This window comes from Pseudomonas sp. NPDC087804, assembly GCF_044742965.1.
In the GTDB taxonomy this organism is placed as follows: Bacteria; Pseudomonadota; Gammaproteobacteria; order Pseudomonadales; family Pseudomonadaceae; genus Aquipseudomonas; species Aquipseudomonas rustica.
In genome coordinates, this window is sequence record NZ_JBIUVN010000033.1 from 1 (window position 1) to 26,785 (window position 26,785).

General features: G+C 60.5%; 22 protein-coding genes and 1 pseudogene. 14 read left to right on the forward strand and 9 right to left on the reverse strand.

All coding sequences use genetic code 11. The features are described from left to right. Positions 1-154: 154 nt before the first annotated feature. The 3 genes from ACIOMO_RS24970 to ACIOMO_RS24980 are packed head-to-tail and all read right to left on the reverse strand — an operon-like array spanning position 155 to position 5,113. Entirely contained in the window at positions 155-2,059 is a 1,905-nt protein-coding gene (locus tag ACIOMO_RS24970; protein ID WP_053122748.1) for a response regulator, read from the reverse strand. Next, positions 2,059-2,988, reverse strand: a complete 930-nt coding sequence (locus ACIOMO_RS24975) for an ABC transporter substrate-binding protein (protein WP_401244138.1) — start codon at positions 2,986-2,988, stop codon at positions 2,059-2,061. The genes ACIOMO_RS24970 and ACIOMO_RS24975 overlap by 1 nt, the downstream gene beginning before the upstream one ends. A 1-nt stretch (position 2,989) precedes the next feature. Continuing rightward, positions 2,990-5,113 carry a TonB-dependent receptor plug domain-containing protein gene (locus ACIOMO_RS24980; RefSeq protein ID WP_401244140.1) on the reverse strand — a complete coding sequence of 708 codons (2,124 nt, stop codon included), beginning with the start codon at positions 5,111-5,113 and terminating at the stop codon, positions 2,990-2,992. Between the two features lie 196 nt (positions 5,114-5,309). Here ACIOMO_RS24980 and ACIOMO_RS24985 point away from each other — a divergent pair, with 196 nt between their 5' ends. The 5 genes from ACIOMO_RS24985 to ACIOMO_RS25005 all read left to right on the forward strand — a co-directional run bounded on the left by ACIOMO_RS24985 (position 5,310) and on the right by ACIOMO_RS25005 (position 9,451). Beyond that, positions 5,310-6,335 carry an NAD(P)H-dependent glycerol-3-phosphate dehydrogenase gene (locus ACIOMO_RS24985; protein ID WP_159814978.1) on the forward strand — a complete coding sequence of 342 codons (1,026 nt, stop codon included), beginning with the start codon at positions 5,310-5,312 and terminating at the stop codon, positions 6,333-6,335. A gap of 21 nt (positions 6,336-6,356) precedes the next feature. After that, positions 6,357-6,704 (forward strand): DUF4389 domain-containing protein, encoded by a 348-nt coding sequence (locus ACIOMO_RS24990; RefSeq protein WP_008087808.1) that lies wholly within the window; start codon positions 6,357-6,359, stop codon positions 6,702-6,704. Then, positions 6,701-7,153 carry a phosphohistidine phosphatase SixA gene (gene sixA / locus ACIOMO_RS24995; RefSeq protein WP_400652011.1) on the forward strand — a complete coding sequence of 151 codons (453 nt, stop codon included), beginning with the start codon at positions 6,701-6,703 and terminating at the stop codon, positions 7,151-7,153. The genes ACIOMO_RS24990 and sixA overlap by 4 nt, the downstream gene beginning before the upstream one ends. A 167-nt stretch (positions 7,154-7,320) precedes the next feature. Then, positions 7,321-8,976: an AMP-binding protein gene (locus ACIOMO_RS25000; RefSeq protein WP_401244143.1), complete on the forward strand. Its 1,656-nt coding sequence runs from the start codon at positions 7,321-7,323 to the stop codon at positions 8,974-8,976. 31 nt (positions 8,977-9,007) lie between these two features. After that, complete coding sequence (locus tag ACIOMO_RS25005; RefSeq protein ID WP_053122736.1) at positions 9,008-9,451, forward strand: hotdog fold thioesterase; 444 nt, start codon at positions 9,008-9,010, stop codon at positions 9,449-9,451. A 1-nt stretch (position 9,452) separates the two neighbouring features. Here ACIOMO_RS25005 and ACIOMO_RS25010 read toward each other — a convergent pair whose 3' ends face one another. Then, positions 9,453-12,461 carry an RHS repeat-associated core domain-containing protein gene (locus tag ACIOMO_RS25010; RefSeq protein WP_401244145.1) on the reverse strand — a complete coding sequence of 1,003 codons (3,009 nt, stop codon included), beginning with the start codon at positions 12,459-12,461 and terminating at the stop codon, positions 9,453-9,455. A gap of 210 nt (positions 12,462-12,671) precedes the next feature. Here ACIOMO_RS25010 and ACIOMO_RS25015 point away from each other — a divergent pair, with 210 nt between their 5' ends. The 4 genes from ACIOMO_RS25015 (at position 12,672) to ACIOMO_RS25030 (ending at position 16,373) form a co-directional block, all read left to right on the forward strand. Next, entirely contained in the window at positions 12,672-13,478 is an 807-nt protein-coding gene (locus ACIOMO_RS25015) for an alpha/beta fold hydrolase (protein WP_053122732.1), read from the forward strand. Continuing rightward, on the forward strand, positions 13,475-14,329 hold the full coding sequence (locus ACIOMO_RS25020) for an alpha/beta hydrolase (RefSeq protein WP_282356152.1): 855 nt from the start codon (positions 13,475-13,477) through the stop codon (positions 14,327-14,329). The genes ACIOMO_RS25015 and ACIOMO_RS25020 overlap by 4 nt, the downstream gene beginning before the upstream one ends. A gap of 115 nt (positions 14,330-14,444) precedes the next feature. Next, a complete protein-coding gene (locus tag ACIOMO_RS25025; protein ID WP_159814973.1) occupies positions 14,445-15,251 on the forward strand; it encodes a DUF4892 domain-containing protein in 807 nt (268 codons plus the stop codon). 69 nt (positions 15,252-15,320) lie between these two features. After that, positions 15,321-16,373: an AI-2E family transporter gene (locus tag ACIOMO_RS25030; RefSeq protein WP_053122726.1), complete on the forward strand. Its 1,053-nt coding sequence runs from the start codon at positions 15,321-15,323 to the stop codon at positions 16,371-16,373. Positions 16,374-17,032: 659 nt separating this feature from the next. On the opposite strand, the gene xopAW is transcribed toward ACIOMO_RS25030, so the two are convergent. The 3 genes from xopAW to ACIOMO_RS25045 all read right to left on the reverse strand — a co-directional run bounded on the left by xopAW (position 17,033) and on the right by ACIOMO_RS25045 (position 19,685). Next, a complete protein-coding gene (gene xopAW, locus ACIOMO_RS25035) occupies positions 17,033-17,653 on the reverse strand; it encodes a XopAW family type III secretion system calcium-binding effector (RefSeq protein WP_401244148.1) in 621 nt (206 codons plus the stop codon). A gap of 233 nt (positions 17,654-17,886) precedes the next feature. After that, positions 17,887-18,936 (reverse strand): sensor histidine kinase, encoded by a 1,050-nt coding sequence (locus ACIOMO_RS25040; RefSeq protein ID WP_401244150.1) that lies wholly within the window; start codon positions 18,934-18,936, stop codon positions 17,887-17,889. Next, positions 18,936-19,685, reverse strand: coding sequence for a response regulator (locus tag ACIOMO_RS25045; RefSeq protein WP_053122719.1), 750 nt, complete (start codon positions 19,683-19,685; stop codon positions 18,936-18,938). The genes ACIOMO_RS25040 and ACIOMO_RS25045 overlap by 1 nt, the downstream gene beginning before the upstream one ends. Before the next feature lie 296 nt (positions 19,686-19,981). Between ACIOMO_RS25045 and pyrF the strand changes: the two genes are divergently transcribed. Then, the gene (gene pyrF / locus ACIOMO_RS25050) at positions 19,982-20,680 is read left to right on the forward strand and encodes an orotidine-5'-phosphate decarboxylase (RefSeq protein ID WP_172680142.1); all 699 of its coding nucleotides are present in this window, start codon (positions 19,982-19,984) and stop codon (positions 20,678-20,680) included. A gap of 85 nt (positions 20,681-20,765) precedes the next feature. Here pyrF and ACIOMO_RS25055 read toward each other — a convergent pair whose 3' ends face one another. Further along, positions 20,766-21,770 (reverse strand): NADP-dependent oxidoreductase, encoded by a 1,005-nt coding sequence (locus ACIOMO_RS25055; RefSeq protein WP_401244153.1) that lies wholly within the window; start codon positions 21,768-21,770, stop codon positions 20,766-20,768. After that, a complete protein-coding gene (locus ACIOMO_RS25060; RefSeq protein WP_156316174.1) occupies positions 21,767-21,904 on the reverse strand; it encodes a hypothetical protein in 138 nt (45 codons plus the stop codon). The genes ACIOMO_RS25055 and ACIOMO_RS25060 overlap by 4 nt, the downstream gene beginning before the upstream one ends. Positions 21,905-22,009: 105 nt before the next feature. On the opposite strand from ACIOMO_RS25060, the gene ACIOMO_RS25065 reads away from it, so the two are divergent. The 4 genes and pseudogenes from ACIOMO_RS25065 (at position 22,010) to ACIOMO_RS25080 (ending at position 26,354) form a co-directional block, all read left to right on the forward strand. Further along, positions 22,010-22,771 carry an SDR family oxidoreductase gene (locus tag ACIOMO_RS25065; protein ID WP_401244155.1) on the forward strand — a complete coding sequence of 254 codons (762 nt, stop codon included), beginning with the start codon at positions 22,010-22,012 and terminating at the stop codon, positions 22,769-22,771. A gap of 130 nt (positions 22,772-22,901) precedes the next feature. Continuing rightward, on the forward strand, positions 22,902-24,278 hold the full coding sequence (locus ACIOMO_RS25070) for a PLP-dependent aminotransferase family protein (protein ID WP_401244157.1): 1,377 nt from the start codon (positions 22,902-22,904) through the stop codon (positions 24,276-24,278). Positions 24,279-25,268: 990 nt separating this feature from the next. After that, positions 25,269-25,493: pseudogene (locus ACIOMO_RS25075) on the forward strand (HAMP domain-containing protein); the annotation flags it as partial. Next, a complete protein-coding gene (locus ACIOMO_RS25080) occupies positions 25,491-26,354 on the forward strand; it encodes a methyl-accepting chemotaxis protein (protein WP_371925884.1) in 864 nt (287 codons plus the stop codon). The pseudogene ACIOMO_RS25075 and the gene ACIOMO_RS25080, both read left to right, overlap by 3 nt. The last annotated feature ends 431 nt before the right edge of the window (positions 26,355-26,785 follow it).

Below are 26,785 nucleotides of genomic sequence, written 5' to 3' on the forward strand. Positions count from 1 at the left end.
TATTGCGTTGTGGTGAAAGTCACAGCACCAAGGACATGAATGTACACTTGTGCACTGAAATTTTTAATCAAGCCCCTTTTGAGGCTCGTTCGGGTGCCTAAGACTGCCGCACTTTCGCTTTTCACGCCAGTCGCAGATGGTCGAAAGGCCCACTCTACGACACCCAGCGCTGCAGAATCTGCTGCAGATCATTACGTTTGAACGGCTTCGCCAGATAATCGTTCATACCCGCCTGCAGGCAGGTTTCGCGGTCGCCCTGCAAAGCGTTGGCAGTCAGCGCGATGATCGGCACGTCGGTGCGCCCGGGCAGACAGCGAATCTGCCGAGTCGCCTCGTAGCCGTCGATAATCGGCAAGCGGCAATCCATCAGAATCACTTCGAAATCATTTTCTTCGGCACTGCGCACCGCTTGCGCGCCATCGGTGGCCACGCTGACAGTAAAGCCCAGACTGCGCAGCATCGCTTCAATCACCGTTTGATTGACCGGGTTGTCCTCGACCAGCAGCACATTGCGCCCTTCACCGTGGCCGTCGCCATTCAGCGTGCGCGGCGCGGTCAATTGCGGCAACGCCTGCTTCGACAGCGCCAGCGGAATCTCCAGGGTAAACACCGAGCCGCGACCTTCCTCGCTTTGCGCGCGCAATGTGCCGCCCATGCGCTCGGCCAGCGTTCGGGCAATCGGCAAACCGAGGCCGGTACCGCCGTAACGCCGTGAAATCGAACTGTCCGCCTGCTGGAACGCGTTGAACATCAGCTCCAGACTCTCCGACGAAATACCGATGCCGCTGTCGCGCACCGAGCAGGTGAACCACAGCAGTTCGTGATCCAGCGACTGCCACTGCGCCTCGATGCTGACCCGGCCCTGTTCGGTGAACTTCAGCGCATTGCCGACCAGGTTGACCAGAATCTGCCGGATCCGCGTCGGATCGCCCTGTACCTGCAAGCCGCGCATGTCCTCGGGAACCCGCAGATTCAGCGCCAGACCCCGTTGTACCGCGCTGTGCTGGAACGACTGCGCGCAGGCACTGATCAGCTCGGCAAGGTTGAACGGAATGTGTTCCAGCTCCAGCTCTGAGCGTTCGATTCGCGAGAAATCGAGAATATCGTTAATGACTTTCAGCAAGTGTTCGGTGGACTCGGAGGCGAGGGCGGCGTACTCGACCTGCTCCTCGGTCATCTCAGTGGTTTCCAGCAGTTGCAGCATGCCGAGTACGCCGTTCATGGGCGTGCGCAGTTCATGGCTCATCATCGCCAGAAAGTCGGATTTGGCGTTGTTGGCCTTTTCCGCTTCTTCGCGGGTCTGGATCAATTGCGCCATCGCCTGATGCTGTTCGCGGCTGGCCTGTTCCAGTGCTTGGGCAAGGTTATTGATGTGCTGTGACAGCGCGCCGAGTTCGGTGTCATCGACAATCGGCAGCGGAGTTTTGTACTCGCCCTCCTGAATCGCCTTGACCGCATTGCCGATGTCGCGGATTGGCTGCGACAGACTGCCGGCCAGTCGCCGCGCCAATACGAAGGTGAAGAGCAGGGCAAACAGCGCGAGAATTCCGGCCTTGAGCAGAATTTCCTGCTGACGCTGATTAAAGGCATCGTTGGACAGACCGACGATCACTCGCCCCAGATAATCCTCGCCGGCCGCCGCGTTATTGGCTTTGGTGTCCTGGAAAAAATCATTGTGCAGAGCGATGCGTTGCAATCGCACCGGCGCCTGAAACACCTCGACCTGATGCGGTTGGCTGTGGGACGCCGCCGGTTGCTCGACGTACACCAGAATCCGGTTGGCGCTGTCCTGTACCTCAAGGAATCGCACATTCGGCGTGGCCAGCGTGGCCCTGAGCAGACTTTCCAGCACTTCATTGTTGCCGGAAATCACCCCGTATTCGGTGGCGGGCGCCAGTTGGTTGGCGATCAACTGACCGGTGTGAGTCAGCTCCTGCCGCAAATCCTGAATGCGCACAAAGGTGAAGAAGCTGATCAACAACAAGGTCAGCAACAGTGCCGGGCCCAGGCTGATCAGCTGAGTGCGGGTGTTGATGTCCCAACGGCGACGGAAACTCATCAGTGGCGTTCTCCTTCAGCCAGCGTTCTGGCGACAGACGCTTCATTCAACGGTTCGATCCCTAAGGAACGCGCCACCTGCGCATTACTTGAGACATTAAAACGTTCGGGATAGAGCGTTCGTGGCCAGCGCGTGGTGGGCTGGTCGAGCAAATCATCCAGAATCGCCAGCCAGTCGCTCTGGTCGCTGTAGCTGCTGGCGAGGCTGCCGGCGCGCACGAAGGCAGCATTGGGGCCGATTAGTGCAACGTGTCGCGCATAGCTGCTGAGCAGCAGATTCTTCGCGGTTTTCGGGTTGTACAGGTCGGGGTCGTCGAGGCCGAGCAGCACGTCGCTGTTTTTCAGGACGATTTGCAAGGGGCGACTGTCGTTGGTGTTGTCCCAGCGCTGGCTGAAGATCTGCAAATTCAGCGGCTCGGCAACCATGTTCAATTCCTTGAGGAGGAATTCGCTGTGCTCATCGAACAGCACGCCGACCCGCTTGGCCTGCGGCAGAATCCGTCGGATCAATTGCAACTGGCGAGCCAGCGGCGGATCGCTCCACAACAGGCTCAGGTGCGGTGGTTGCGCTGTGCCAAACCGTTGCCGTGCTTGCAGACGGCTGATGCGCAGCACCAGCGTTGCCGGGCCTTGGGCATCTTGCAGGCGCCAGTCCAGCGCGGGCAGGTCAAGCAGGATAAGCCGCAGGCTGGACGGTAATTTACCCGGCGCCGGCAGGCTTACCAGTGGCTGAAAACGCACGTTATCGGTCGGGCGCAATTCGCTCAGCGCTTCGACGAACGCCTGCACACCGGGACTTTCTTCGGTGCCGGTCAACAGAATGTCGGCGGCCTGCACCCCGACGCCGTGCAGCCACGCGGTCAAAAACAGGCAGAGCCCGGCCAGCCATTGGCCCAGGGTTGGCGTCTTCCGTGACGTGCCCAATCGCATCCTAGAACTCCAACTCGGCGCTGAAGTACATGACTCGGCGCTCGTCGTAGTTGTTGTCAACGAAAGTGGTCGGCTCATGGTCGAGGCGCTGTTGCAGCACGCCGGCCAGTTGCAACTGCGCCTTGCCCAGCGCGATGCGTTTGGCGATGCGCGTGTCGACCCGTTCGAAGCGGTAGCCGTTGAGGGCGTTGTCGCCGTAATAGAAGAGGGCACTGTTCCAGCCGTGGCCCCAGTCGCGCAGCCAGCCGGCGGAACCACTGTTGCGCGAAGTGAATTGCTGATCCAGTGGATTGCTCGCCTCGGCATCGACGAAGGCATACGTGAAGCGCAAACGGTCGGCCCGGCTCACGCGCCAGTCGAGCTGGGTTTCGGTGCCGCGAAAACGTGAGCTGTTGGCGTTGCTGGCAATGTACTGATTGTTGCGCAACGGCTCGCTGATCATCCCGGTGATTTCGTCGTAGAACAGTTTCACGTCGAGGGCCAGGCCGAGCTCGGCGAAATAGCCGTTGTAGCCCAACTCGCGCGAGCGCATGTGTTCCTGATCGAGATCGCCCGGGCCACGGGTCTTGACGAAATAGCGCGCCGAAGACTGGCCGTAGGCCGAGGGCCGCAGGTTGCTCACCTGATAGCTCCAGTTGACGTTGTTTTCGAACATGTCCGGCGAGCGGATCGCTTCCGAGTACACCGCGCGCAGGCTGTGGCGCGGATTGATCAGGTAGTTGATCGCAAAGCGCGGGGTCAGCGAACTGCCGATCAGTTGCGTGTCCTCGAACATCGCGCCGCCCTGCAACAACCAGTGTTCTGTCGCGCGCCATTCCAGTTGGCCGAACGCGCGCCAGGTGGTGTCGTCCAGTGTGCCGTTGAAATAGGTTTCGGAGTCGGCGCGGTCGTAACGATAGTTCATGCCGCTGACCAGACGCAGGCTGTCGGACAGGCTGAGGGTGTCCTGCAATTCGAGGTCGTAGCGCGATTCGCGGGCGCTCTGGTCGATGTCACCGCACAGGGTTCGGCTGGCACCGTTGCGCCATTGATCGAGCACTTGGTTGGCCAGGGCCATTTCCTGCGGCGTACCGGGCGCGGCACCGGGGCCGGTGAACTGGGTGATGTTGCGCGCCAGGCGTTCGGTGTAATTCGGGTTGAGCTGCCACAGTTGCGTCAACTCAGGGCTGAACGACACTTCGGCATCACAGGCGCGCCACGTTTGCTGACGATCCCAGTGTTGCGCCGAAGCTTGTACATAGAGGCTGTGCTCGGGATTGATGTCGAGATTCCAGCGCACCGAACCAGCGTAATCCTTCGCCACCACGTCGGAATTGTTCCCGGCGGCGGTAATCCCCGAGAACACCGGGTGGTAGGTGTAGGGCCGCTGGTTCGTGCCGTCCTTGGCGTTGACCTGCCAGTCGAGGCTCTGGTTATCGCTGAGGGTGTGGCTGACCGCGAGGCTGAAGCGGTTCAAGCGGCGGCTGTCGCGATAGTCGTCGCCACGGCGGTCGCTGTCGAAACCGTCATCTTCCTGACCGGACAGCGACAGGCGCAGATCGCCGCCATTCCAACCGGTGCCCTGACTGGCATAGAAATCATTTATGCCGCGCTGGCCACGGGTGATTTTCAGTCGCGTGCCGTGACTGTCCGCCGGGTGACGGGTGATGATGTTGACCACCGCCATCAGCGCGTTGGCGCCGTAGCTGACGGTGTTCGGGCCGCGAAAGACTTCGATTCGCTCGATGTCTTCCATGGCCACCGGAATATCGCTCCAGTCCACCGTGGCCAAACCGGCGCGGTACACCGAACGGCCGTCGATCAGCACTTGCATGCGCCGCGCTTCGGTGGCGTTGGTGCCGTGGTAATTGACCGCCGCCTGATTGCCGCTGATGTTGCCGACCATCATTCCCGGCACCAGCCGCAGCAGTTCGCTGATGTCGCGGGCGCCGCTGGCGTTGATCAATTCACTGTCGAGTACGGTCATGCTTCCCGGCACTTCCGCCGGCGTCTGCTTCAAACGCGTGGCGGTCAGCACCTGTGGCAGCGCTTCGCTGTCGATAAACAGGTCGTCAGCCAGCACCACCGGGCTGAATAACAGCGCCAGCAACAGTGACGAACGCGGAGGAGGGGAACCGACGGACACGACACAGCCTTGAAAGCAAAGAATTGGCGCGCATGTTAACCGAGGACAGCGACTTTTCCAGTCACGTTGCGGGCATTTTCCTAGGTTTTATTGGTCTTCTTCCTACAAGTGTCGGTAATTGTTGCGGGGGCTGGCCGCGACCGGGTCGCCCCGTATAATGCCGCCATCGCCACTGGTATGGATTAACGGATTGCATATGACTGAACAGCGCCCGATTGCGGTCCTGGGAGGCGGAAGTTTTGGTACCGCCGTGGCCAATTTACTGGCCGAGAACGGCCATCAAGTCCTGCAGTGGATGCGTGACCCCGAACAAGCTGAAGCCATCCGGGTCAATCGCGAAAACCCGCGTTACCTCAAAGGCATCAAGATTCTGCCGGGCGTGACTGCGGTCACCGACCTGCAAGCCACGCTCGACGCCTGTGATTTGTGCTTTGTCGCGCTGCCGTCCAGCGCGCTGCGCACGGTGCTCGCTGCCCACGCCGAGCGCCTCAGCGGCAAGATGCTGGTCAGCCTGACCAAAGGCATCGAAGCGCAGACTTTCAAACTGATGAGCCAGATTCTCGAAGAGATCGCCCCGCAAGCGCGCATCGGCGTGCTGTCCGGGCCGAACCTGGCGCGCGAAATCGCCGAGCACGCGCTGACCGCCACGGTGGTCGCCAGTGAAGACGAAGATCTGTGCAAAGCCGTGCAAGCCGCGCTGCACGGCCGCACCTTCCGCGTTTATGCGAGCGCCGACCGTTTTGGTGTCGAGTTGGGCGGGGCGTTGAAAAACGTCTACGCAATCATCGCCGGCATGGCGGTGGCGCTGGAGATGGGTGAGAACACCAAAAGCATGCTGATCACCCGTGCCCTCGCGGAGATGACCCGGTTTGCGGTGAATCAGGGCGCGAATCCGATGACCTTCCTCGGCCTGGCCGGTGTCGGCGATTTGATCGTCACCTGTTCGTCGCCGAAGAGCCGCAACTATCAGGTCGGTTTCGCCCTCGGTCAGGGTTTGAGCCTTGACGAAGCGGTGTCGCGCCTCGGTGAAGTCGCCGAAGGCGTAAATACGCTGAAAGTGCTCAAGGCCAAGTCGCAGGAAGTCGGCGTGTACATGCCGCTGGTCGCCGGGCTGCACGCGATCCTGTTCGAAGGACGCACGCTGGAGCAGGTCATCGGTCTACTGATGCGCGCCGAGCCGAAAACCGACGTCGACTTTATTTCCACCAGCGGTTTCAACTGAGTGAGCCGGGAGTAGCAAGCCATGAACGATCCGAAAACCGAAGCCAAGTACGAATCCATCCTCCTGCGTGTGCTGTGGATGATCGTTTACGTACTGGTCTGGCAAGTGGCGCAGTTCATCCTTGGCGCGGTGGTGCTGGTGCAACTGATCTATCGTTTGATTTATGGCGCGCCGAGCGCCAGCCTGATGAATTTCGGCGACAGCCTGAGCCAGTTTCTGGCGCAGATCGGCCGTTTCGGCAGTTTCCACAGCGACCAGAAACCGTGGCCGTTCGCCGACTGGCCAACGCCGCGTACCCCGGAAGGTGAAGCGCCGCACGCCGTCGCGCCGGCACCGCATCCGGTTCGAGATGAGGAACCCAAACTATGAAACTCTGGGTATTGCGTCACGGTGAAGCGGTGCCTTACGGCTCGTGCCCCGACTCCGAACGGGAGCTGACCGACCACGGTCGCAAAGAAGCCTTGAACAGCGCCGCCCATTTGATCGGCCAGCCGCTTACAGCGATCTACGCCAGCCCGTATTTGCGTGCGCAGCAGACCGCGCAGATTGTGCGCGAGGCGCTGGGTTTCGAACCGGAGATTCGTACGGTTGAATGGCTGACGCCGGAGGTTGATCCGGACAAGGTCACCGATCAATTGGTGTCGGTGAGCAATGTGCTGCTGGTCAGCCACAATCCGTTGGTGGGCAATCTGCTCAGCTATTTGCAGCATGGCGCCGGTTATCCGCCGGAGAAGGTCAGCACCGCTGGCCTGGCTGAGCTGGAAAGCCCTGAGTTGCTGATTGGCTCTATGACCCTTAACAGCCTCAAACATCCTTAAAAGCAAAGATCGCAGCCTTCGGCAGCTCCTACATTGGAATGCATTTCCCTGTAGGAGCTGCCGAAGGCTGCGATCTTTTGATCTTGTTTCTTTTGGTAAAAAATCCAACCAAGCACTTGCTTGGTTGACTACGCTTGCTCCAGACCTAAAAAACAGGAGCGAGTCGCATGTCTGCCGCCTTCCGTTTGCCGCTGGACGTGTTCTACGAACGAGAAGCCCGGCACCCGCGCCAGCGCTTTCTCGTGCAGCCCATCGGTGGCGGGCAAGTCGAGACCCTGAGCTGGGCCGACGTCGGCCATCAGGCGCGTTGCGCTGCGCATTGGCTGCGCGCTCGCGAATTGCCGCAAGGCAGCCACATCGCCCTGATCTCGAAAAACTGCGCGCACTGGATCATCGCCGACCTCGCGATCTGGATGGCCGGGCATGTTTCGGTGCCGCTCTATCCCAATCTCACCGCCGATTCCGTCGCGCAGGTGCTCAATCACTCGGAAAGCGTGCTGGCGTTTATCGGCAAGCTCGATGACTGGCCGAGCATGTCCAAAGGCGTGCCGGATGATTTGCCGACCATCAGCCTGCCGCTGCATCCACCGGGCGACTTCGATTTCAGCTGGGCTGACCTGCAGTGCAGTTCACCGATTCAGGACGATCCGCGTCCCGCCGCCGAGCAACTGGCGACAATCATCTACACCTCCGGCACCACCGGCCTGCCCAAAGGCGTGATGCACAGTTTTGCCAATCTCGGTTTCGCCACGACGCGCGGCACGCAGCTGTTCGGGCTCAACGAGAATGACCGGCTGTTGTCGTACCTGCCGCTGTGTCACGTCGCGGAACGGATGTTTGTGGAGTTGGCGTCGATCTACACCGGCCAAACCGTGTTCTTCGCCGAAAGCCTCGACACCTTTATTACGGATTTGCAGCGTGCGCGGCCCACCGCGATGTTCGGCGTGCCGCGTATCTGGACGAAGTTCCAGATGGGCGTGTACAGCAAGATCCCGGCGAAGCGTCTGGATTTCCTCCTCGGCCTGCCGTTCATTGGCAAACGCCTCGGCCACAAAGTGCTCGCGGGGCTGGGGCTGGATGCCTTGCGCGTGGCGTTGTCCGGCGCGGCGCCGGTGCCGCAGACCTTGCTCACCTGGTATCAGAAACTCGGCCTCGATGTACTCGAGGTTTATGGCATGACCGAGAGTTGCGGTTATTCGCACATCTGCCTGCCGGGGCAATACAAACAGGGCTGGATCGGCAAACCGTGCCCGGATGTCGAGGTGCGCATCGATGAAACCGGCGAAGTGCTGGTACGCAGTCAGGCGACCATGCTCGGCTATTTCAAGGATCCCCAGAAAACCGCTGAAACGCTCACCGAGGATGGCTTCCTGCGCACCGGCGACAAGGGCGAACAGGATGCCGAAGGGCGCTTGCGCCTGACCGGGCGGCTGAAGGAAATCTTCAAAACCAGCAAGGGCAAATACGTCGCCCCGGCGCCGATCGAAAATCGCCTGGCAGTGCATTCGCGGATCGAACAGGTCTGTGTGGTCGGCGATGGTTTGAGTGCGCCGCTGGGCTTGTGCGTGCTGTCGACGGTCAATCAGGAGGAGGGGCGGGCGAGTCTGCATTCCAGCCTGGAAAAACTCCTCGAAGAGGTCAACGCCGTGCTCGACAAGCACGAACGCCTGCGCCGTCTGGTAGTGGTCAAGGACAGTTGGGCGGTGGAAAACGGTTTTCTCACGCCGACCTTGAAGATCAAACGCAACGTCATCGAAGACACTTACGGTGCGCGCTTTGAAGAATGGAGCGAGCGTAGCGAGGCGGTGCTGTGGCAGGATTGAGCGACGACTAAAACAACAAAGGAAGTCTGCGATGAGCTTGTGGCGTACCACTCCGAACATCGAGCAGTTGAACGCGATCCAGAAAAACACCATCGGCGAAGTGCTGGACATTCGCTTCGAGTCTTTCGACGAAGAGTCGCTGACGGCGAGCATGGTCATCGACCATCGCACCCATCAACCGTACGGTCTGCTGCACGGCGGCGCATCGGTGGTGCTGGCGGAAAGCGTCGGTTCGATGGCCAGTTACCTGTGCATCGATGCCAGCAAGTTTTATTGCGTGGGGCTTGAGATCAACGCCAACCATTTGCGTGGTTTGCGCAGCGGTCGGGTGACGGCGGTGGCCAAGCCGATTCATATCGGCCGCACCACGCATGTCTGGGACATTCGGTTGACCAGCGATGAGGGTAAAGCCAGTTGCGTGTCGCGGCTGACCATGGCGGTGGTGCCGTTGGGGCAGACGCCGCCTGCGCAGTGAGTCAATGGCTGGATTGGCTTCGCCGAGAGCCAAAGGATCGCATGGGCAGGTCAACCGCATGCGGTGTCTCCGGATGATAACTATCAGGTGTGGCATTTCTCCACTCTCTGTTGGGACGCGTGAATCGATCCAGAACGAAGTCCGCGTCCCCGGCTATTTGGAGTAACTCGTAAGCGCCCAGCTCTACATGTTGCCCAAGGTAGGTGCGGGCTTCGCTGGGCGTTGCCAGGCTGGTGACCGCGGCGTTTCTCAGGTTGATATCGTCGATGGCTGCTGTAGCGGAGGCCGTGCCCAATGCGAGCGAGGCGGTCAAAGTAGACCCGGCCGTGCGTGTCGTGACGCCGTATAACATCTCCCCGAACTTCGGTATGGAGAGCTGGTTATTTTCCGGACTTTGATACGCGCCACCTCGAAAGGCGTTAATCGTGGTGATGGACACGCCATCGAGACCTTCGACGACAGCCCCGGCAACCACGCCCACGCCGGCGGATAACTCTGTTCGGACGAGGCCAGAGCTAAACAGCAGGCCGCCATAAGCAACGGTGCGCACCGCCGTGGTGATGGCGGAAGGTGCAACCGTGACGCTGGGGCCAACATCGGCCAGTATCCGCTGCCCGGCTTCCCTTGTCAGATTCCCGGGTGCGCTGGCTAGCAGACTGATGGCCGTGACATTCAACGCTTCACGGTTGGCGAGATAGGCATAAACGGGGGCGGCGGCTCCCAGTGCGGCGCCCGTCAGACCCAACACGCCAGCCATGATTTTTTGTGTCGTGCGACTGTAATTACGGCCGCTGGCAATCCGGCTACCAGCTCCCAATCCCATCGATCCTCCGGCAGCGGCACCGACAATCGCGCCTGCGATGGTCAATCCCAGATTGACACCGGCATCCGGGGGCGAGTCCGTATCGCCAGAGGCCCATTGCTCCAATCCTGCGGCGGCAAAATATTTCACCGAACCGCCGGCCAGTGCGCTCGCGCCATCTCGGGCAAACGTGGCGAGCGCCGCGCTGGTGACTTCTTTCACCGTGACTAGCCCCTGAAAATCGACATTGCCGACCGGATTGCCATGCACCATGGCAAACAGATTCAGGCCGTCCGCAGTGCCCAGCGGATCAGCATTGAGCCAGCGCTGCAGCCATGGCGCGTAGTAACGAAAACCGTAGTAATACAAACCCGTGGCGTCACGCTCTTTGCCCGAATAGCGCAGGGTTTTGTAACTGGCTTGGACCTGACTGCGCCCGGCCCACCAACAGGTTTCTCCGTAGGGGTAATAGTCCTCCCGCGAAATCAGTTGTGCCTGTGCGTCCAGCTCCACTGTGCTGGAATTCAGGTGATCGCTGAAGCTGTAGCGTTGCTGATCCTGCACCATGCCCGCCGGCAGGCCTTTCGCCCAATGCAACACCTGGAGGGTGGCGCGTGCGGCCTTGATCGAGATGACGTGGACAATCTGGTCTGGCTCAGTGCGAATCTCCAGACCGGGCAAGTAACGGGTTTCACTATCGCGCGTCAGCGTGCCGGTGAAACGCTGACTGATTTTGCGCTGACGCTGGCCACCACCGTCATACACATAGAACTCGATGTCATCTGGCTCATCGGCACGGACGATCTGGCTAACCTGCCGTAATTCATTACGCCGATCCCATTGCAGATCGTGTCCATGCTGCAAAAGCAGGCGATTGCCGCTGGCGTCGTACCTCGCAGCAATTTCGCCTTCATCCGGCAACTGGCCGTCAGGTTTTTCCGCCAGGCTACGATTGCTGGAGTGGGCGACGGCGGTGCGTTCGGTGCGGTTGCCGCTGGCGGCGCGGTGTTCCATGCGCAGTAAATTACCGGCGCAATCGTAGGTGTAGGTACGCGTGTAGTTTTCCAGTTGTGCCGGATCGGCAGGCGAGGAAAACTCCGGTAACTGTGGGCCGCCAGTGGCGTTACGGATCTGCCGGCCACTGGCCTCAATCAAGCGCGAGAGACTGTCGTAGCGATAGCGACAGATCGCTTCGGTGCGCTGGTTGCGGTGAAAGTGAGCGGGCGCTGCGTGATCGGCGATGCGGGTGATGTTACCGCTCGCGTCATATTCGTACGTCAGATCCTGCACCGTCTGGCCATCATTTGTCTGACTGAGCAGATGCTGCAGGCGACCGTCATCAGCGCCGAACCGTGCTCGAGACACCACGCCGTTCCCTGCACGTTGATGTTCCAGATGGCCTTCGGCGTTGTACTGAATATCGCTGGCTATCGTCTGGCTCTGCGGGTTGGCTGCCAGCGCCAGATGGATTTCGCGTAACTGACCGACGCGATCCTGCAACAGTGTTTGCCGATTGCCCAGCGCATCGGTCTGGCTGATCAACTCCCCCATGGCGTTGTAGATGCAGAACGTCGTTGCGGGGTCTCCTTCCAGAAAGTGATCGCGCTCGGCGCGCGTTTGCGGCCAGTTCACCGCCCAGACGGGGTCAGCGCAGAAGGCACGACCGCATTGCAATGGCAGGCCAGTCAGACTGAATTGCGCAAAAAGCAGAGTGCCTGCCGTATCGTCGTGCCGAATCAATCGGCCGCGACGGTTATGGACGATTTCCGTCGATTCATCGCCATAGGTGAAACGCTCCGTGCAGTGTTCAGGCTCGCTCTCTGCGTGCTCGAATATCGCGCTCGGGCGGCGCAGCGAATCGAGGCCCGTGCGTCGGTGGTTGCGTTTCTGATCCCAGCCTTCAAGGCTGAAACCGTCCGCTGCGATCAGGCTCAAGCGCCAGCCGGCGTCAGTGTTTTCACTTAACAGCGGCGATCCCGAGAGGCTGAACACGTTGCTCTGATTCGCCGGGGCCGAAGGATCGAGCTGATGTCGGAGGAACAGTCTCGGATCGCGGCTCTGGAGCGCGCGTCCTGATGCATCGTAAATCTGTTGAGTGACGTAGCTTTCAATTGCCGCACTCGCGTCGCGGTGATGATAGGCCACGCTGCGCACGGGCAGCCCCCTCGGATCGCGCGATTGAATGGCCGGCGTGTTCGCGTGAGTCATGAGCAGCCAGCACCAGACAAAGGGGATAGGTTTTTATCGGCCTGAGCAGGGCGCCTGTCAACTGACAGAACTGACAGTTGACAAGTGCCACAACGGCGCGCGCCATAGCCGTGGCGCGACTGTCATCATTCCTGGCAGTTACGGTCATTGCTGTCGCGCGCCGTCTTGCGGACAATCAACGCCACGTTTCCCGCTCATGGATGTACCGGTATGTCGCAACCCATCTTTTTCGCCCACGCCAACGGCTTCCCTTCGGGCACCTATGGCAAGTTGTTCGCGGCGCTGGCGCCCGAATACCGGGTCGCGCATCTCGAGCAACATGCCCATGACCCGCGTTTTCCGGCGGATGACAACTGGTACAACCTGGTTGATGAGCTGATCCATCATTTGCAGCAGCAGGATCAACCGGTGTGGGGCGTTGGCCATTCGTTTGGCGGCGTGCTGCATCTGCACGCGGCGCTGCGTTGCCCGGAGTTGTATCGCGGCGTGGTGATGCTCGATTCGCCGGTGCTCACGCGCACCGATCAATGGGTGATTCGTGCGGCCAAGCGTTTTGGCTTCATCGACAAACTGACCCCCGCCGGTCGTACCTTGGGCCGCCGCGAAGAGTTCGCCGATCTCGACAGTGCGCGCAGTTATTTCGCCGGCAAAAGCCTGTTTCGCGGGTTTGATCCGGAATGCTTCGACGCTTACCTGCAACACGGCTTGCACAAGGTCGGCGACAAGCTGCGCTTGCGCTTCGACCCCGCCACTGAAATCAGCATCTATCGCGGTGTGCCGCACACCAGCCCTGGCCGCACCGGGCAATTGCAGGTGCCGCTGGCGGTGGTGCGCGGGCACAAAAGTCGCGTGGTCATGCGTCATCACACGCGGTTCGTTTCGCGACTGGCGCAGGGCGAAGCGCTGAGCATGCCCGGCGGCCACATGTTTCCCCTTGAGCGCCCGCAGGACACCGCGCGGCTGCTGAAGACTCTGTTCACGCGCTGGGAAAACCGTCAGGACAAGGATTGCGCATGAGCCCGACTTTCGAAGAAGTGCGCCTGAGCCTGCCGCATATCGAACTGGCGGCGCATTTGTTCGGCCCCGAGGACGGTCTGCCGGTGATCGCCCTGCATGGCTGGCTCGACAACGCCAATAGCTTCGCGCGGCTGGCACCGAAGCTCAAAGGCTTGCGCATCATTGCACTGGACATGGCCGGGCACGGCCATTCCGGGCATCGTCCGAACGGCGCCGGTTACGCCCTGTGGGACTACGCCCATGACGTGCTGCAAGTCGCCGAGCAACTGGGCTGGAAGCGTTTCGGTCTGCTCGGGCATTCGATGGGCGCGATTGTTTCGCTGGTGCTGGCGGGTTCGTTGCCGGAGCGCATCACCCATCTGGCGCTGATCGATGGCGTGATTCCTCCTACAGACAAAGGCGAAAATGCCGCCGAGCGCATGGGCATGGCCCTGCAAGCGCAACTGGATCTGCGTGAGAAGCGCAAACCGGTCTACAACACCCTCGACCGTGCGATCGAGGCACGGATGAAAGGGTTGGTGGCGGTCAGTCGTGAGGCGGCCGAACTCTTGGCTCAGCGTGGTTTGATGCCGGTGCCGGGCGGTTACACTTGGCGCACCGATAATCGCCTGACCTTGCCGTCGCCGTTGCGTCTGACCCAGGAACAGGCGATGGCTTTCGTCGCGCGCATCAGTTGCCCGGCGCAACTGGTCGTCGCGGCCGACGGCATGCTGGCGAAACATCCGGAGCTGCTGGAACGTCTACCCTTTAGCCGGGAACAGCTGCCGGGTGGCCACCATTTGCACCTGAACGATGAGGCCGGTGCCGACCTTGTCGCAGACTGTTTCAATCGGTTCTTCGCCATTCCTTGACTTGCTGCGGGCAACTGTCGAGGCTGGGCGGGTTGAAATGGGAGACAACCACGATGGATTTCTATACCGCTGCGACCTCGAATCACACAGTCATGCCGATCCGATGAGCCTGACTATGCGGTCACTCAGTCTGTTGGCGCTGTGCTGTTTCAGTACCTTTTCATTCGCCGCCGATGTGCCCGGCAGTCAGGATCTGCAGATCGTGCCGCGTCTGGCCGATGCGCAGATTGTCGACTATCGCCCTCCGGTGGAGCTGGAGCGCATCTACCCGATGGGCTCGATCCGCAAGATCAGCGGCCAGTTGCGCTTTGACGGCCAAGTCACCGCCCGAGGCCAAACCACGGCGGTGACCTACGAGTTGCCACCCGAACATTCCGCCACCGAAGCCTTCACCGCTGCCCGCGAAGCCCTGCAAAAGCAGGACGCCGAGTTGCTGTTCTGGTGTCAGGCGCGTGATTGTGGCGAGAGCAGCCTGTGGGCCAACGAGGTGTTCGGCAACTCCAAACTGTACGGCGCTGACGAACAACAGGCGTACTTGCTGTTGAGGCTGGCAGCTCCGCGCGACAACACGCTGGTGGCGCTTTACAGCATCACTCGCGGCAATCGCAAAGCCTATCTGCACGTTGAACAGTTCGAAGCAGTCGCGCCGCTGGGAGAGTTGTTGCCAACCTCGGCGACCTTGTTGCGTCAATTGAAAAGCACCGGTGAGCTGGATTTCCCGAACCGCGTGGATGCTCCGGATGACGCTTGGCTGCGGTTGATTTCCCGTGGCTTGAATCTTGACACGACGTTGCGCGTGACGGTGTCCGGACCCAAGGCCGAGGCGTGGCGTCAGGCCTTGATCAATCAGGGCGTACGTGCGGCGCGTATGGAGACCGGCAGCGTCGATGGTGTTGGCCTGCGCATCGATCTGTTGCGATAAGCTGTATCGGGCGAGCGCGCGCGGCGTGTTCGCCTACTCTTGGCCTGACTGACTTTTTCGGAATCTTACATGCTCAATAACGATCGCCTGCTGGTGCAGATCCTCCTGCTGGTGTTATTTGGCGCCAGCCTGTGGGTGATGGCGCCATTCTGGTCGGCGCTGTTCTGGGGCGCGGTGCTGGCATTCGCCAGTTGGCCGCTGATGCGCCTGCTGACCCGCTGGCTCAATGGCCGGGAATCGCTGGCGGCGGCCATTTTGACGCTGGGCTGGATGTTGCTGGTGGCGGCGCCGCTGGTTTGGCTGGGGTTCAACCTGGCGGATCACGTGCGCGATGCCACGGGTTTCATCAAGGACGTGCAGGTCGACGGTTTGCCGGAAGCGCCGGTGTGGCTGGGGACTGTGCCGTTGGTGGGCGAGCGTCTGGTCGGCATCTGGGACAGTATCGATCAGCAGGGCGCGGCGCTGATGGTGTCGATCAAGCCTTATCTGGGGCAGGTCGGTAACTGGTTGCTGGCGCGCAGTGCGCAGATCGGTGGCGGCATTCTCGAGCTGACGCTGAGTATTGTGTTTGTGTTCTTTTTCTACCGTGACGGGCCGCGGCTGGCGGCGTTTGTTCATGGTTTGCTGGAGCGGTTGATTGGTGATCGCGCCGGGTATTACATCGAGCTGGTGGCCGGTACGGTGCAGCGGGTGGTCAACGGTGTGATCGGCACGGCAGCGGCGCAGGCGGTTCTGGCGTTGATCGGGTTTTTGATTGCCGGGGTACCGGGGGCGCTGGTGCTGGGGATTGTGACGTTCCTGCTCAGTCTGATTCCGATGGGGCCGCCGTTGGTGTGGGTGCCGGCGACGGCCTGGCTGGCGTGGAAGGGTGAGTATGGGATGGCGGTGTTCCTCGGGATTTGGGGGACGTTTGTCATCAGTGGCGTGGATAACGTGCTCAAGCCGTATTTGATCAGCCGCGGGGGGAATTTGCCGTTGGTGATTGTGTTGCTTGGGGTGTTTGGCGGGTTGATTGCGTTTGGGTTTATCGGGTTGTTTATTGGGCCTACGTTGTTGGCGGTGGCTTATAGTTTGTTGACGGATTGGAGTAAGAGTCAGGGTAGGGTTGAGGATCGGCGCTGAGTTGTTTGGGCATATCCGTTGCTGCGGGTGTGGCTGATTATGGTTTCGCCCTTACGGCGAGTCACCTTTTCCAAACGCCGAAAAGGTAACCGAAAAGGCTTTGCCCTGACGTTCGGCCCTCGCTGGGGCTCGGGTTCCTTCGCTCCGGGATTGATCCGGGGTTCATCGCCTACGGTTTGCTTCGCTGCACCTCCTCTCGATGTGTTTGGCTGCGCCAAACGGTCGCTGCGCTCCCACCCCGGATCAATCCCTCCACTCAGCCTACCGACGGGCTCCGAGATCAAAATCAAAAGCTTGTCGAGCTTGCGCTCATCCTGTGTAGGAGCTGCCGAAGGCTGCGATCTTTTGATCTTCGTTGGATTCGCCCCTCACCCCGGCCCTCTCCCGAGGGAGAGGGGCCGATTTTTAGGCTTTTCAAAATTTGTGTTCGACTCGGTATCCCACGTCGGCGTACTTCTACCAAACCACTCGATCAGTCCCCTCTCCCTCCGGGAGAGGGCTAGGGTGAGGGGCTCTTGATTCAGCTCTTCAAACTCGAGTTCAACTCGGTATCCCTCGTCGGCGTATCTCTCCGAATCCACGCGGTCAGTCCCCTCTCCCTCTGGGAGAGGGCTAGGGTGAGGGGCTTTTGATTTTCCGCTGTAGATTGCGTCGCAGGCTCAAGTCGCCACGTTCAAATACTTGCCCACCGGCGCCGCGTTATCGAGCGAGTACTGCTTGCTCAAATTGGCAATCATGCGATTCAGTGCTTCTGTCGTGCTTTGAGTCGAAGCCGTCTGTTCTTCATCCGGGCGTTCGCGTCCAGCCTGTAAAGCGGCTTTCAGTTCATCACTGCTTACGCCGCCACTGCTGTCGCTATCGAGCACTTGGAGCAGGGCGGCGCTGGTGTCGGTGTTGCTCGTTGAGGTGCTGTCGCTGGTTTGCAACGCGCTGCTCAGTTCGGTGGCGGTGACGCTGCCGTCGCCATCGGCATCGAGTTGGCTGAACAGTTCGTCGCTGTTCATTTGTGGCGGTGGCGGGGGGGGCGTCAGGCTGGCGGTGAGTTCGTCCTGGCTGACGGTGCCGTCCTTGTTTTTGTCCAGGGCGGAGAAGATTTCGCTGCTGTCGGCGGTGCTGCCGGCGCTGGTCAGGCCGCTGCTCAGTTCGTCGCTGTTGATGGTGCCGTCGCCGTTGCTGTCGAGTTTGGCGAACAGTTCTTTTTGCAGTTCCTGACTGCGGGCGTTCCGTGTGGTGTTGCTGGTGCTGGTATAGCTCGTGTAGTTGCTGACGCTACCGATCATTGGACTCACTCCCTGGAATGAAAACCGGTGGGTGTACCGGCTTATGCAGCGTCGGGGCGCAAGTTGTCGGGGGTATGTGCGATTTGTACCGGGTGGTACACAGATCAAAAGAACACGACAAAACCCTGTGGGAGCGAGCCTGCTCGCGAAGAGGCCGGTACATTCAAAAAAGAGGTTGGATCAAAAGACGCTTTCGCGAGCAGGCTCACTCCTACAAGGGGATGATGGTGGTTTCAGGGGCGGGGCAGGCGGATGATGGCGGTGAGGCCGCCGCCCGGGGTTTCTTCCAGATTCAGCTGTCCGCCCAGACGCTGCGCGGCTTCGCGAGCGATGGTCATGCCGAGGCCGACGCCGCCGGAGTTGCGGTTGCGTGAACCTTCCAGTCGGTAGAACGGTTCAAACACCGCTTCACGTTTGTCGGCGGCGATGCCCGGGCCGTGGTCGATCACGTGAATCAGCAGTTGTTCACGCTGATCCTCCAGTTCGATCCGCGCCTGCCCGGCATAGCGCAACGCGTTGTCCATCAGGTTGTTGAGGCACGAGCGCAGCGCCATCGGTTGCACCGGCAGCGGTGCGCAATGACCGTTGACCTGCACGTCGGCGCCCTGATCCTCGGCGTTTTCGCACAACGATTCGACCAGCGCCTGCACGTCCATCAACTGCAAGGCTTCGCTGGTGCGCTGTTCGTGCAGGTAGGTGAGGGTGGCGTCGAGCATGCCGATCATGTCGTCGAGATCCTGACGCATCTGGCCTTGCAGATTTTCATCGCTGATGTTTTCCAGGCGCAGTTTCAGGCGTGACAGCGGCGTGCGCAGGTCGTGGGAAACGGCGCCGAGCATGCGCGCGCGTTGCTGCACCTGTTCGCGGATGCGCTGTTGCATCAGGTTGAAGGTGTGCGCCGCTTGCCGGGCTTCTTTCGGGCCTGATTCGTCGAGCGGCGGGCTGTCGAGATTTTCGCTGAGGCGTTCGGCGGCGTCGCTCAGGCGCTGGATCGGTCGGGTCAGCAGTTTGGCGCCGTACCATGCGGCGATCATCAGCGAGATGAACTGAAACGTCAGTGGCACCAACGGCCCGCCAAACCATGGGCGCGGTGGACGCGGTTCGAAGCGCGGATCCATCGGCGGACGCTGGCCGTCGACGCCCTCGGAAAATTCCGGCGGTGGCGGCGGTGGAGGCGGGCCGTAGTGGTGGAACCAGGCAAACGCCAGCAAGTGCGCCAGGACAATCGCCACGAACAGCATGCCAAACAGGCGGCCGAACAGCGTGTCGAAGCGCGCTCGCATCAGCCGATGTCCCGCGCGTCGAACAGGTAACCTTCACCGCGCACGGTTTTGATCAACTGCGGGGCTTTCGGATCGTCGCCGAGTTTTTGTCGCAAGCGCGACACCAGCAAATCGATGCTGCGGTCGAACGCTTCGATCGAGCGACCGCGCGCGGCATCGAGCAGTTGTTCGCGGCTGAGCACTCTGCGCGGGCGTTCGATAAACACCCAGAGCAAACGGAATTCGGCGTTGGACAGCGGCACCACGAGGCCGTCATCGGCGATCAACTGGCGCAGGACGCTGTTCAGGCGCCAGTTGTCGAAGCGAATATTCGCACGCTGTTCGGTACGGTCGTCGCGCACGCGACGCAGAATCGTCTGAATGCGTGCCACCAGTTCGCGCGGTTCGAACGGCTTGGCCATGTAGTCATCAGCGCCGAGTTCGAGGCCGATGATGCGGTCGGTCGGCTCGCAACGGGCGGTGAGCATCAGGATCGGGATGTCTGATTCGCTGCGCAGCCAGCGGCACAGCGACAAACCGTCTTCGCCGGGCAGCATCAGGTCGAGCACCACCACGTCGAAATGTTCGGCCTGCATCGCCAAACGCATCGCCGCGCCATCGGTCACACCGCTGGCGTGGATGTTGAAACGCGCAAGGTAGTCGATCATCAGCTCGCGGATCGGCACATCGTCGTCGACGATCAGCGCGCGAATGCTCCAGCGTTTGTCGTCTTTGGGCTCATCAGTCGCGGTCATTTGGGTGTTGTGCATGAGGCTGTTCGTCTGCCAGGTAGGCCGCCAACCACAAAGATGGGCTGCGAGGTAGTGGTTTCAGCATAGGCGTCCGGCCGTGAGGCGGGAAGTGCTGATGTAAGGACGTGTTGCGGCTGGCGAGGCTAGCGCGGGTGCTTGTTGCTGGCGTGTCGGCTGTGTATCGGAGTCGACACAATAGCAGCGAGCGCTATGCTGATCACGGTTGGCGCGACGATTTACCGATCATCGGGTGCCGCGCCGCCGCCGGTTCCGCTACAATGCGCGCCGATTTCGTCCTGCCTGAGAGCCCATTCATGTCCGCCTGCCAGACTCCTATCATCGTCGCCCTGGATTTTCCCACCCGTGACGCCGCACTGAAGCTGGCCGACCAGTTGGACCCGAAACTGTGCCGGGTCAAAGTGGGCAAGGAATTGTTCACCAGTTGCGCCGCAGAAATCGTCGGCACCCTGCGTGACAAGGGTTTTGAGGTATTCCTCGACCTGAAATTCCACGACATTCCCAACACCACCGCGATGGCCGTGAAAGCCGCTGCCGAGATGGGCGTGTGGATGGTCAACGTTCACTGCTCCGGCGGTATGCGCATGATGGCTGCTTGCCGTGAAGTGCTCGACAAGCGCACGGGCCCGCAACCGTTGCTGATCGGCGTGACCGTGCTGACTTCGATGGAGCGAGAAGATTTGGCCGGTATCGGTCTGGACATCGAGCCGCAAGAGCAAGTGCTGCGTCTGGCTGCTCTGGCCGAGAAGGCCGGCATGGACGGTCTGGTGTGCTCGGCGCTGGAAGCCACCGCACTGAAAACTGCGCATCCGTCGCTGCAACTGGTGACCCCGGGGATTCGCCCGGCGGGCAGCGCGCAAGACGATCAGCGCCGCATTCTGACCCCGCGTCAGGCGCTGGATGCCGGTTCCGACTATCTGGTGATTGGCCGTCCGATCAGCCAGGCGGCAGATCCGGCTCAGGCGCTGGCTTCGGTTGTAGCCGAAATCGCCTGAAAGATCGCAGCCTTCGGCAGCTCCTACAGGGCTATGTGAACACCTGTAGGAGCTGCGGCACGCTGCGATCTTTTGATCTTCTGCTTTAAACCTTCAATACCAACTTGCCAAAGTTCTCGCCGCTGAACAATTTCATCAGCGTCTCCGGAAAGGTCTCCAGGCCTTCGACGATATCTTCCTTGCTCTTGAGCTGCCCCTTGGCCATCCAGCCGGCCATTTCTTGCGCCGCGCTGGCGTACTGCGCCGCGTAGTCCATCACCACAAAACCTTCCATCCGCGCGCGGTTGACCAGCAGCGACAGGTAATTGGCCGGGCCTTTGACCGCCTCTTTATTGTTGTACTGGCTGATCGCGCCGCAAATCACCACTCGCGCTTTCAGATTCAAACGGCTCAGTACCGCGTCGAGAATGTCACCGCCAACGTTATCAAAATACACGTCCACGCCTTTCGGGCATTCGCGTTTGAGCCCGGCGATCACGTCTTCGTTTTTGTAATCGATGGCGCCGTCGAAACCCAGCTCATCAATGAGGAATTTGCACTTGTCGGCGCCACCGGCAATGCCCACCACGCGGCAACCTTTGATCTTGGCGATCTGCCCGGCAATGCTGCCCACCGCGCCGGCTGCACCGGACAACACCACGGTGTCGCCCGCTTTCGGCGCGCCGACATCCAGCAAAGCGAAGTAAGCGGTCATGCCGGTCATGCCCAGCGCTGACAGATACACCGGCAGCGGGGTCAGTTTCGGATCGACTTTGTAGAAACCTCGTGGCTCGCCGAGGAAATAATCCTGCACGCCAATGGCACCGTTAACGTAGTCGCCAACGGCAAATCCCGGATTATTCGAGGCGACGACTTTTCCCACGCCCAGTGCGCGCATAACCTCACCGATGCCGACCGGCGGGATGTAGGACTTGCCCTCGTTCATCCAGCCACGCATGGCCGGGTCGAGGGAGAGGTATTCGTTCTTGACCAGAATCTGGCCCGCCGCCGGCTCGTCGACCGGTACTTCCTGATAGGTGAAGGTCTCGCGGGTGGCAGCGCCCACCGGGCGTTTGGCGAGCAGGAACTGGCGATTGGTCTGGTTGGTCATGGCAGGCACTCGAACGGAATGAAGCCTTGTTGATAGACCTTCATGGCCGATGCCGCAAGGTTGGCTGATGCGGCGAATGCACGTCGATCCAGTGCAGTGATGATCACCGGGCCGGTTTTATCACTGCAACGCATGGGTGCCTAAACAGCCACTGGATAGTGCTGACGCCCGGCCAACCGCTGTGGCTATGCTGCAACGCTAAGCATTCCCCCTGCATCTATGCGTTCGAGGACATAACAATGAGAATGACGTTTTCCGGTCAGGTTGTCGTAGTCACAGGCGCGGCCAACGGCATCGGCCGTGCGACCGCCCAGGCATTCGCCGCCGAAGGCTTGAAAGTAGTGGTCGCCGATCTGGATACCGCAGGGGGCGAGGGCACCGTGGCGCTGATTCGTACAGCCGGCGGCGAAGCGACCTTCGTCCGCTGTAACGTGACCGTCGAGAGCGAAGTGAAAAATCTGATGGACGAGGTGATCAATACCTACGGCCGTCTCGACTATGCCTTCAACAATGCCGGGATCGAAATCGAGAAGGGCAAGCTGGCTGAGGGCTCGATGGACGAGTTCGACGCGATCATCGGCGTCAATGTCAAAGGCGTCTGGCTGTGCATGAAGTACCAGTTGCCATTGCTGCTGGCGCAGGGCGGCGGGGCGATCGTCAACACCGCTTCGGTCGCCGGTCTTGGCGCAGCGCCGAAGATGAGCATTTATGCGGCGTCGAAACACGCAGTGATCGGCCTGACCAAGTCGGCGGCCATCGAATACGCGAAAAAGAAAATTCGCGTCAACGCCGTGTGCCCGGCGGTGATCGACACCGACATGTTCCGTCGCGCCTACGAGGCCGACCCGAAGAAAGGCGAGTTTGCCAACGCCATGCACCCGGTCGGCCGCATCGGCAAGGTCGAGGAAATCGCCAGCGCCGTGTTGTACCTGTGCAGTGACGGCGCGGCGTTCACCACCGGTCATTCGCTGGCAGTAGATGGCGGTGTGACAGCGTTCTGAACCTGCTCCCTCACCCAGCAATGTGTATCAAATAGTTAGATCGAGCGCTTTTGTCGGCTTTGTCGCACAGCCTCCTGACGGCGGCTGTGATTTACTGCGGCCAGCAAAACGGACAGGAGTTTGTGCGCTCATGGAATTGAGAATCGACCGACAGGCATTGGTGCCAGTGGTGCAGCAAATCGTTGATGGAATGACGGAGTGGGTCGCGCAGAGTGGCGTCGCGCCCGCCACTCGTTTGCCCTCGGTTCGGCAAATTGCCCGGGGCAACTTGCTCAGCCAGTCCTGTGTGACCGAGGCCTGCGAGCGGCTGGTCGCGCAGGGGATTCTGGCTTCATGCCAGGGCACGGGGTTCATGGTGGCCGCGTCACCCAAAACGCTGTGCGGACAGGGCGAGGGCGAGGCTGGTTGCAGCGGCTTCTACGGCGCTGCTGGCGGATTGAAGCTGGGCAGCGGCGGCTTGCCCGAGAGTTGGCGCGAGTCCGATGACTTGAGCTATGCGATCCGCGAGGTTGCCCGCACGGACATGGCCAGCCTGTTCAACTACAGCAGCGCGGCAGGCCTTCCGGCGCTACGCGAGCAGATCGTCAAACGCCTGAAAATATTCAATATCGATGCGCCTGCAGAGCAATTGCTCACCACGGCGGGTGCCAGCCATGCACTGGATTTGATCGTGCGCACCCTGTTGCAAGCGGGAGATTGCGTGGTCGTGGAAACACCCGGATACGCGCCACTGTTCAATCTGCTGCGCTTGAACGGAGTGAACATGATCGAGGTGCGCCGCACGCCGACCGGGCCTGATCTCGACGCGCTTGAAAGATTGCTGGGTGAATTTCGCCCGGTGGCGATGTTCATCAACAGTCATCACCACAATCCCACGGGTACCAGCCTGACAGCGGCCGCGGCTCAGCAGGTTTTGTACTTGTGCAGGCTGCATGATGTCCGCCTGATCGAAGACGATGTCTACGCCGATCTGCACAGTGGTAACGGTACCCGGCTGGCGGCGCTGGATGAACGGGTGATTTACGTCGGCAGTTTTTCGAAAACCCTGAGCAGTTCATTACGGGTCGGTTTCGTCCTCGCCGAACCTGAGGTGATTGCCCGTCTGGCGCAAGTGAAGATGATCAGCAGCATGGGCGCCTCGAGCTTCAGTGAGGCGGTTGTGGCAAGCCTCATGGCCAGCGGCGCTTATCGAAAACTGGTGCAGCGCCAGCGCCAGCGCCTGAATACCGATCGCACCGCCGCATTGCAGTTGCTGGAAGATGCCGATTGGGAAGTGTTCGGCAAGCCTACGGGCGGATTGTTCATTTGGGCGCGGGCCCCGCAGACCGATGATGTTCGGTTGTGCCGCCAGGCTCAGCGCAGTGGTGTGTTGCTGTCGGCGTCCAGTGTGTTCAGTCCGAGTGGCGAAAGCAGCGACTGGCAGCGGATCAATGTGGCGCATGCCTGTGATCCGCGCGCGCGGCAGTTTTTTCGCAACACTTGTGCGGATCGACCTCGAGTGTTCTGAAAACGACGCGGACGTAGCTTTTTGCCATTATTCCGACGCCAGAGACTTGTGCTGCCTGTTGGCCGTTGCGACTCTGCGTTCACAGACTTTGGCAGGGGATTAAGCGCAATGATTTCGGCCGTGCAAGGACGTTTTGCCAACCTCGGTATGGCAAAAAAACTGGGTATCGGATTTGCACTGGTGCTGCTGTTGACCGCGTTGGTCGCGGCGATTGGCGTCTGGTCTCTGCAAACCATCAGTCAGCGTTTTGATGGGCTCAAACAGATGTCATCGCTCAATAGCGGTCTGCTCGATGTGCGGCTGCTGGAGCAGGAATATGCGTTGCGCGGCAATCCGAAAACCGCCGATGCCTTGCGTGAAGGCGTCGATGGGCTGATTGCTCAAGCCAACGCGCTCAAGGCGCAATCAGCGGCCAACGTGCCGGTGATGAACGATGTCGTGCAATCGCTGGAGGCCTATCGCAAGGCTTTCGATGAATTTGTTTCGCTGACCCAGACCAAGGATCTGGCGCTGGAGATGGCCAGTTGGTCGGTGTCCAGCGTCGCCAATAACCTCGATGTGTTGCAGGCCGGGTTGGCGGACGACGGCGCCTATACCTTGAAAGAGTCCGAGGGCAAGGACGGTGCGCAATTCATCGAGCAAGCCAGTCAGGTCAGTCAGGTGTCGCGGCTGATGTTGCAGGCGATGAACGAGGCACGGGTTCGTCTGGATCAAAGTCGCAAGGGCGATGCCGACGGTGCCGACAAAGGCAATATCGAGCAGGCCGCGCAGGCTCAGGCACAGGCCGAGGCGCTGAAGTCGACGGTCAAGGACGAGGGTTATCTGACGGTGCTCAATGAAGTGTCGGGGCACATTGCCGGTTTCAACGAGAAGCTGGCGGAGTACACCGGGTTGTTGGCGCAGGAAAAAACCGTCTACGACCAATTGCATCAGCGGGCCGCGCAAGTGGTGGAGCGGGTCAATCAGGCGTACGTCGCTGAAGACGGCGCGATGCAGGCTGAGCTGAAGAAGAATTCGCTGCTGATTATTGCTTCGTCGGCGTTGGCGCTTTTGGTCGGGTTGATTGCGGCGTGGGTGATTACGCGATTGATCGTTGCGCCGTTGCGCAGTGTGATTCAGGTGGCGCAGCAGATTGCGGCGGGGGATTTGAGTGCGACAGTGCCGGTGACGCGTCGTGATGAAATTGGCCAGTTGATGCTGGCGATGCAGCAGATGGGCGCGGGGTTGAGCACGATTGTCAGCGGGTTGCAGGCGGGTATCGAACAGTTGGCGAGTTCGGCGCAATCGCTGTCGGCGGTGACTGAGCAGACCAATCTTGAGGTCAGCAGTCAGAAGGAGGAAACCGAGCAGGTTGCCACCGCGATGAATCAGATGACGGCGACTGTGCATGATGTTGCGCGTAATGCCGAAGAGGCGGCGTTGGCGGCGCAGACGGCGGACAGCAAGGTCGAAAGTGGTCAGCGGGTGGTGCGGCAGAGCATGGCGCGGATCGAGCAGTTGGCGGATTCGGCAACATCGGCGAGTTCCAGCATCGAGAGCCTGAGTGCCGAGATTCAGAATATCGGCACGGTGCTGGGGGTGATCAAGAGCGTGGCCGAGCAGACCAATCTGTTGGCGTTGAACGCGGCGATTGAGGCGGCGCGCGCCGGGGAGCAGGGCAGGGGTTTTGCGGTGGTGGCGGATGAGGTGCGTGCGTTGGCGCGGCGTACGCAGCAGTCGACCGAGGAGATTGAGCGATTGGTCAGTGCGTTGCGGGCGGCGGCGCATTCGTCGGTGCAGCAGATTCAGAGCAGTGGTGAGTTGGTGAAGCTGGCGGTGAGTGATGCGCTGCAGACGGAGAGTGCGCTGGGGAGTATTGCGGCGGCTGTGTCGTTGATTCAGCAGATGAATCAGCAGATTGCGGCGGCGGCGGAGGAGCAGAGTTCGGTGGCGGAGGAGATTAATCGCAGTGTGACGAGTATTCGTGCGAGTGCGGATCAGTCTTCGTTGGCTATGCGGGGCAATGCGGCTTCTAGTGTGGAGCTGGCGCAGTTGGGGGTTGGGTTGCGGGGGATGGTTGGGCATTTTCGGCTTTGACGCTTTTGGTGTGGCTTGGCGGCCTTTGGGCCGACCATGTTCTTGGGGTTTTGGGTGTATATCCGGTTCTTCGGGGGTTGCGGCTGGCGGTTTCGCTCTTACAGCGACTCCCTTTGGCAGACGCCCCAAAGGAAGCAAAGGTCTGGGCCCCGGCGTTCGGCCCGCTCGCTGGGGCTCGGGGTTCCTTCGTTACGGGATTCATCCGGGGGCATCGCCTCCGGTTTGCTTCGCTGCACCTCCTCTCGATGTGTTTGGCTGCGCCAAACGTCGCTGCGCTCCTACCCCCGGATAAATCCCTCCACTCAGCCTTCCGAAGGGGCCAGCACGGCAAGATCAAAAGCTGCAGCCGAGCTTGCGCTCATCCTGTGTAGGAGCTGCCGAAGGTTGCGATCTTTTGATTTTAATTTTGTAGGAGCAGAGCTTGCTCGCGA

What these genes read in the sequence shown, in the direction of transcription:
- ACIOMO_RS25005 (WP_053122736.1), top strand. Translation starts at nt 9,008, where the DNA reads ATGAGCTTGTGGCGTACCACTCCGAACATCGAGCAGTTGAACGCGATC.
- ACIOMO_RS25030 (WP_053122726.1), top strand. Translation starts at nt 15,321, where the DNA reads ATGCTCAATAACGATCGCCTGCTGGTGCAGATCCTCCTGCTGGTGTTA.
- ACIOMO_RS25010 (WP_401244145.1), bottom strand. Translation starts at nt 12,461, where the DNA reads ATGACTCACGCGAACACGCCGGCCATTCAATCGCGCGATCCGAGGGGG.
- ACIOMO_RS25080 (WP_371925884.1), top strand. Translation starts at nt 25,491, where the DNA reads ATGGGCGCGGGGTTGAGCACGATTGTCAGCGGGTTGCAGGCGGGTATC.
- ACIOMO_RS25015 (WP_053122732.1), top strand. Translation starts at nt 12,672, where the DNA reads ATGTCGCAACCCATCTTTTTCGCCCACGCCAACGGCTTCCCTTCGGGC.
- ACIOMO_RS25020 (WP_282356152.1), top strand. Translation starts at nt 13,475, where the DNA reads ATGAGCCCGACTTTCGAAGAAGTGCGCCTGAGCCTGCCGCATATCGAA.
- ACIOMO_RS25060 (WP_156316174.1), bottom strand. Translation starts at nt 21,904, where the DNA reads ATGCGTTGCAGTGATAAAACCGGCCCGGTGATCATCACTGCACTGGAT.
- ACIOMO_RS24985 (WP_159814978.1), top strand. Translation starts at nt 5,310, where the DNA reads ATGACTGAACAGCGCCCGATTGCGGTCCTGGGAGGCGGAAGTTTTGGT.
- ACIOMO_RS24970 (WP_053122748.1), bottom strand. Translation starts at nt 2,059, where the DNA reads ATGAGTTTCCGTCGCCGTTGGGACATCAACACCCGCACTCAGCTGATC.
- ACIOMO_RS25025 (WP_159814973.1), top strand. Translation starts at nt 14,445, where the DNA reads ATGCGGTCACTCAGTCTGTTGGCGCTGTGCTGTTTCAGTACCTTTTCA.
- ACIOMO_RS25070 (WP_401244157.1), top strand. Translation starts at nt 22,902, where the DNA reads ATGGAATTGAGAATCGACCGACAGGCATTGGTGCCAGTGGTGCAGCAA.
- ACIOMO_RS25065 (WP_401244155.1), top strand. Translation starts at nt 22,010, where the DNA reads ATGAGAATGACGTTTTCCGGTCAGGTTGTCGTAGTCACAGGCGCGGCC.
- pyrF (WP_172680142.1), top strand. Translation starts at nt 19,982, where the DNA reads ATGTCCGCCTGCCAGACTCCTATCATCGTCGCCCTGGATTTTCCCACC.
- ACIOMO_RS24990 (WP_008087808.1), top strand. Translation starts at nt 6,357, where the DNA reads ATGAACGATCCGAAAACCGAAGCCAAGTACGAATCCATCCTCCTGCGT.
- ACIOMO_RS25040 (WP_401244150.1), bottom strand. Translation starts at nt 18,936, where the DNA reads ATGCGAGCGCGCTTCGACACGCTGTTCGGCCGCCTGTTTGGCATGCTG.
- xopAW (WP_401244148.1), bottom strand. Translation starts at nt 17,653, where the DNA reads ATGATCGGTAGCGTCAGCAACTACACGAGCTATACCAGCACCAGCAAC.
- ACIOMO_RS25000 (WP_401244143.1), top strand. Translation starts at nt 7,321, where the DNA reads ATGTCTGCCGCCTTCCGTTTGCCGCTGGACGTGTTCTACGAACGAGAA.
- ACIOMO_RS24975 (WP_401244138.1), bottom strand. Translation starts at nt 2,988, where the DNA reads ATGCGATTGGGCACGTCACGGAAGACGCCAACCCTGGGCCAATGGCTG.
- ACIOMO_RS25045 (WP_053122719.1), bottom strand. Translation starts at nt 19,685, where the DNA reads ATGCACAACACCCAAATGACCGCGACTGATGAGCCCAAAGACGACAAA.
- ACIOMO_RS25055 (WP_401244153.1), bottom strand. Translation starts at nt 21,770, where the DNA reads ATGACCAACCAGACCAATCGCCAGTTCCTGCTCGCCAAACGCCCGGTG.
- sixA (WP_400652011.1), top strand. Translation starts at nt 6,701, where the DNA reads ATGAAACTCTGGGTATTGCGTCACGGTGAAGCGGTGCCTTACGGCTCG.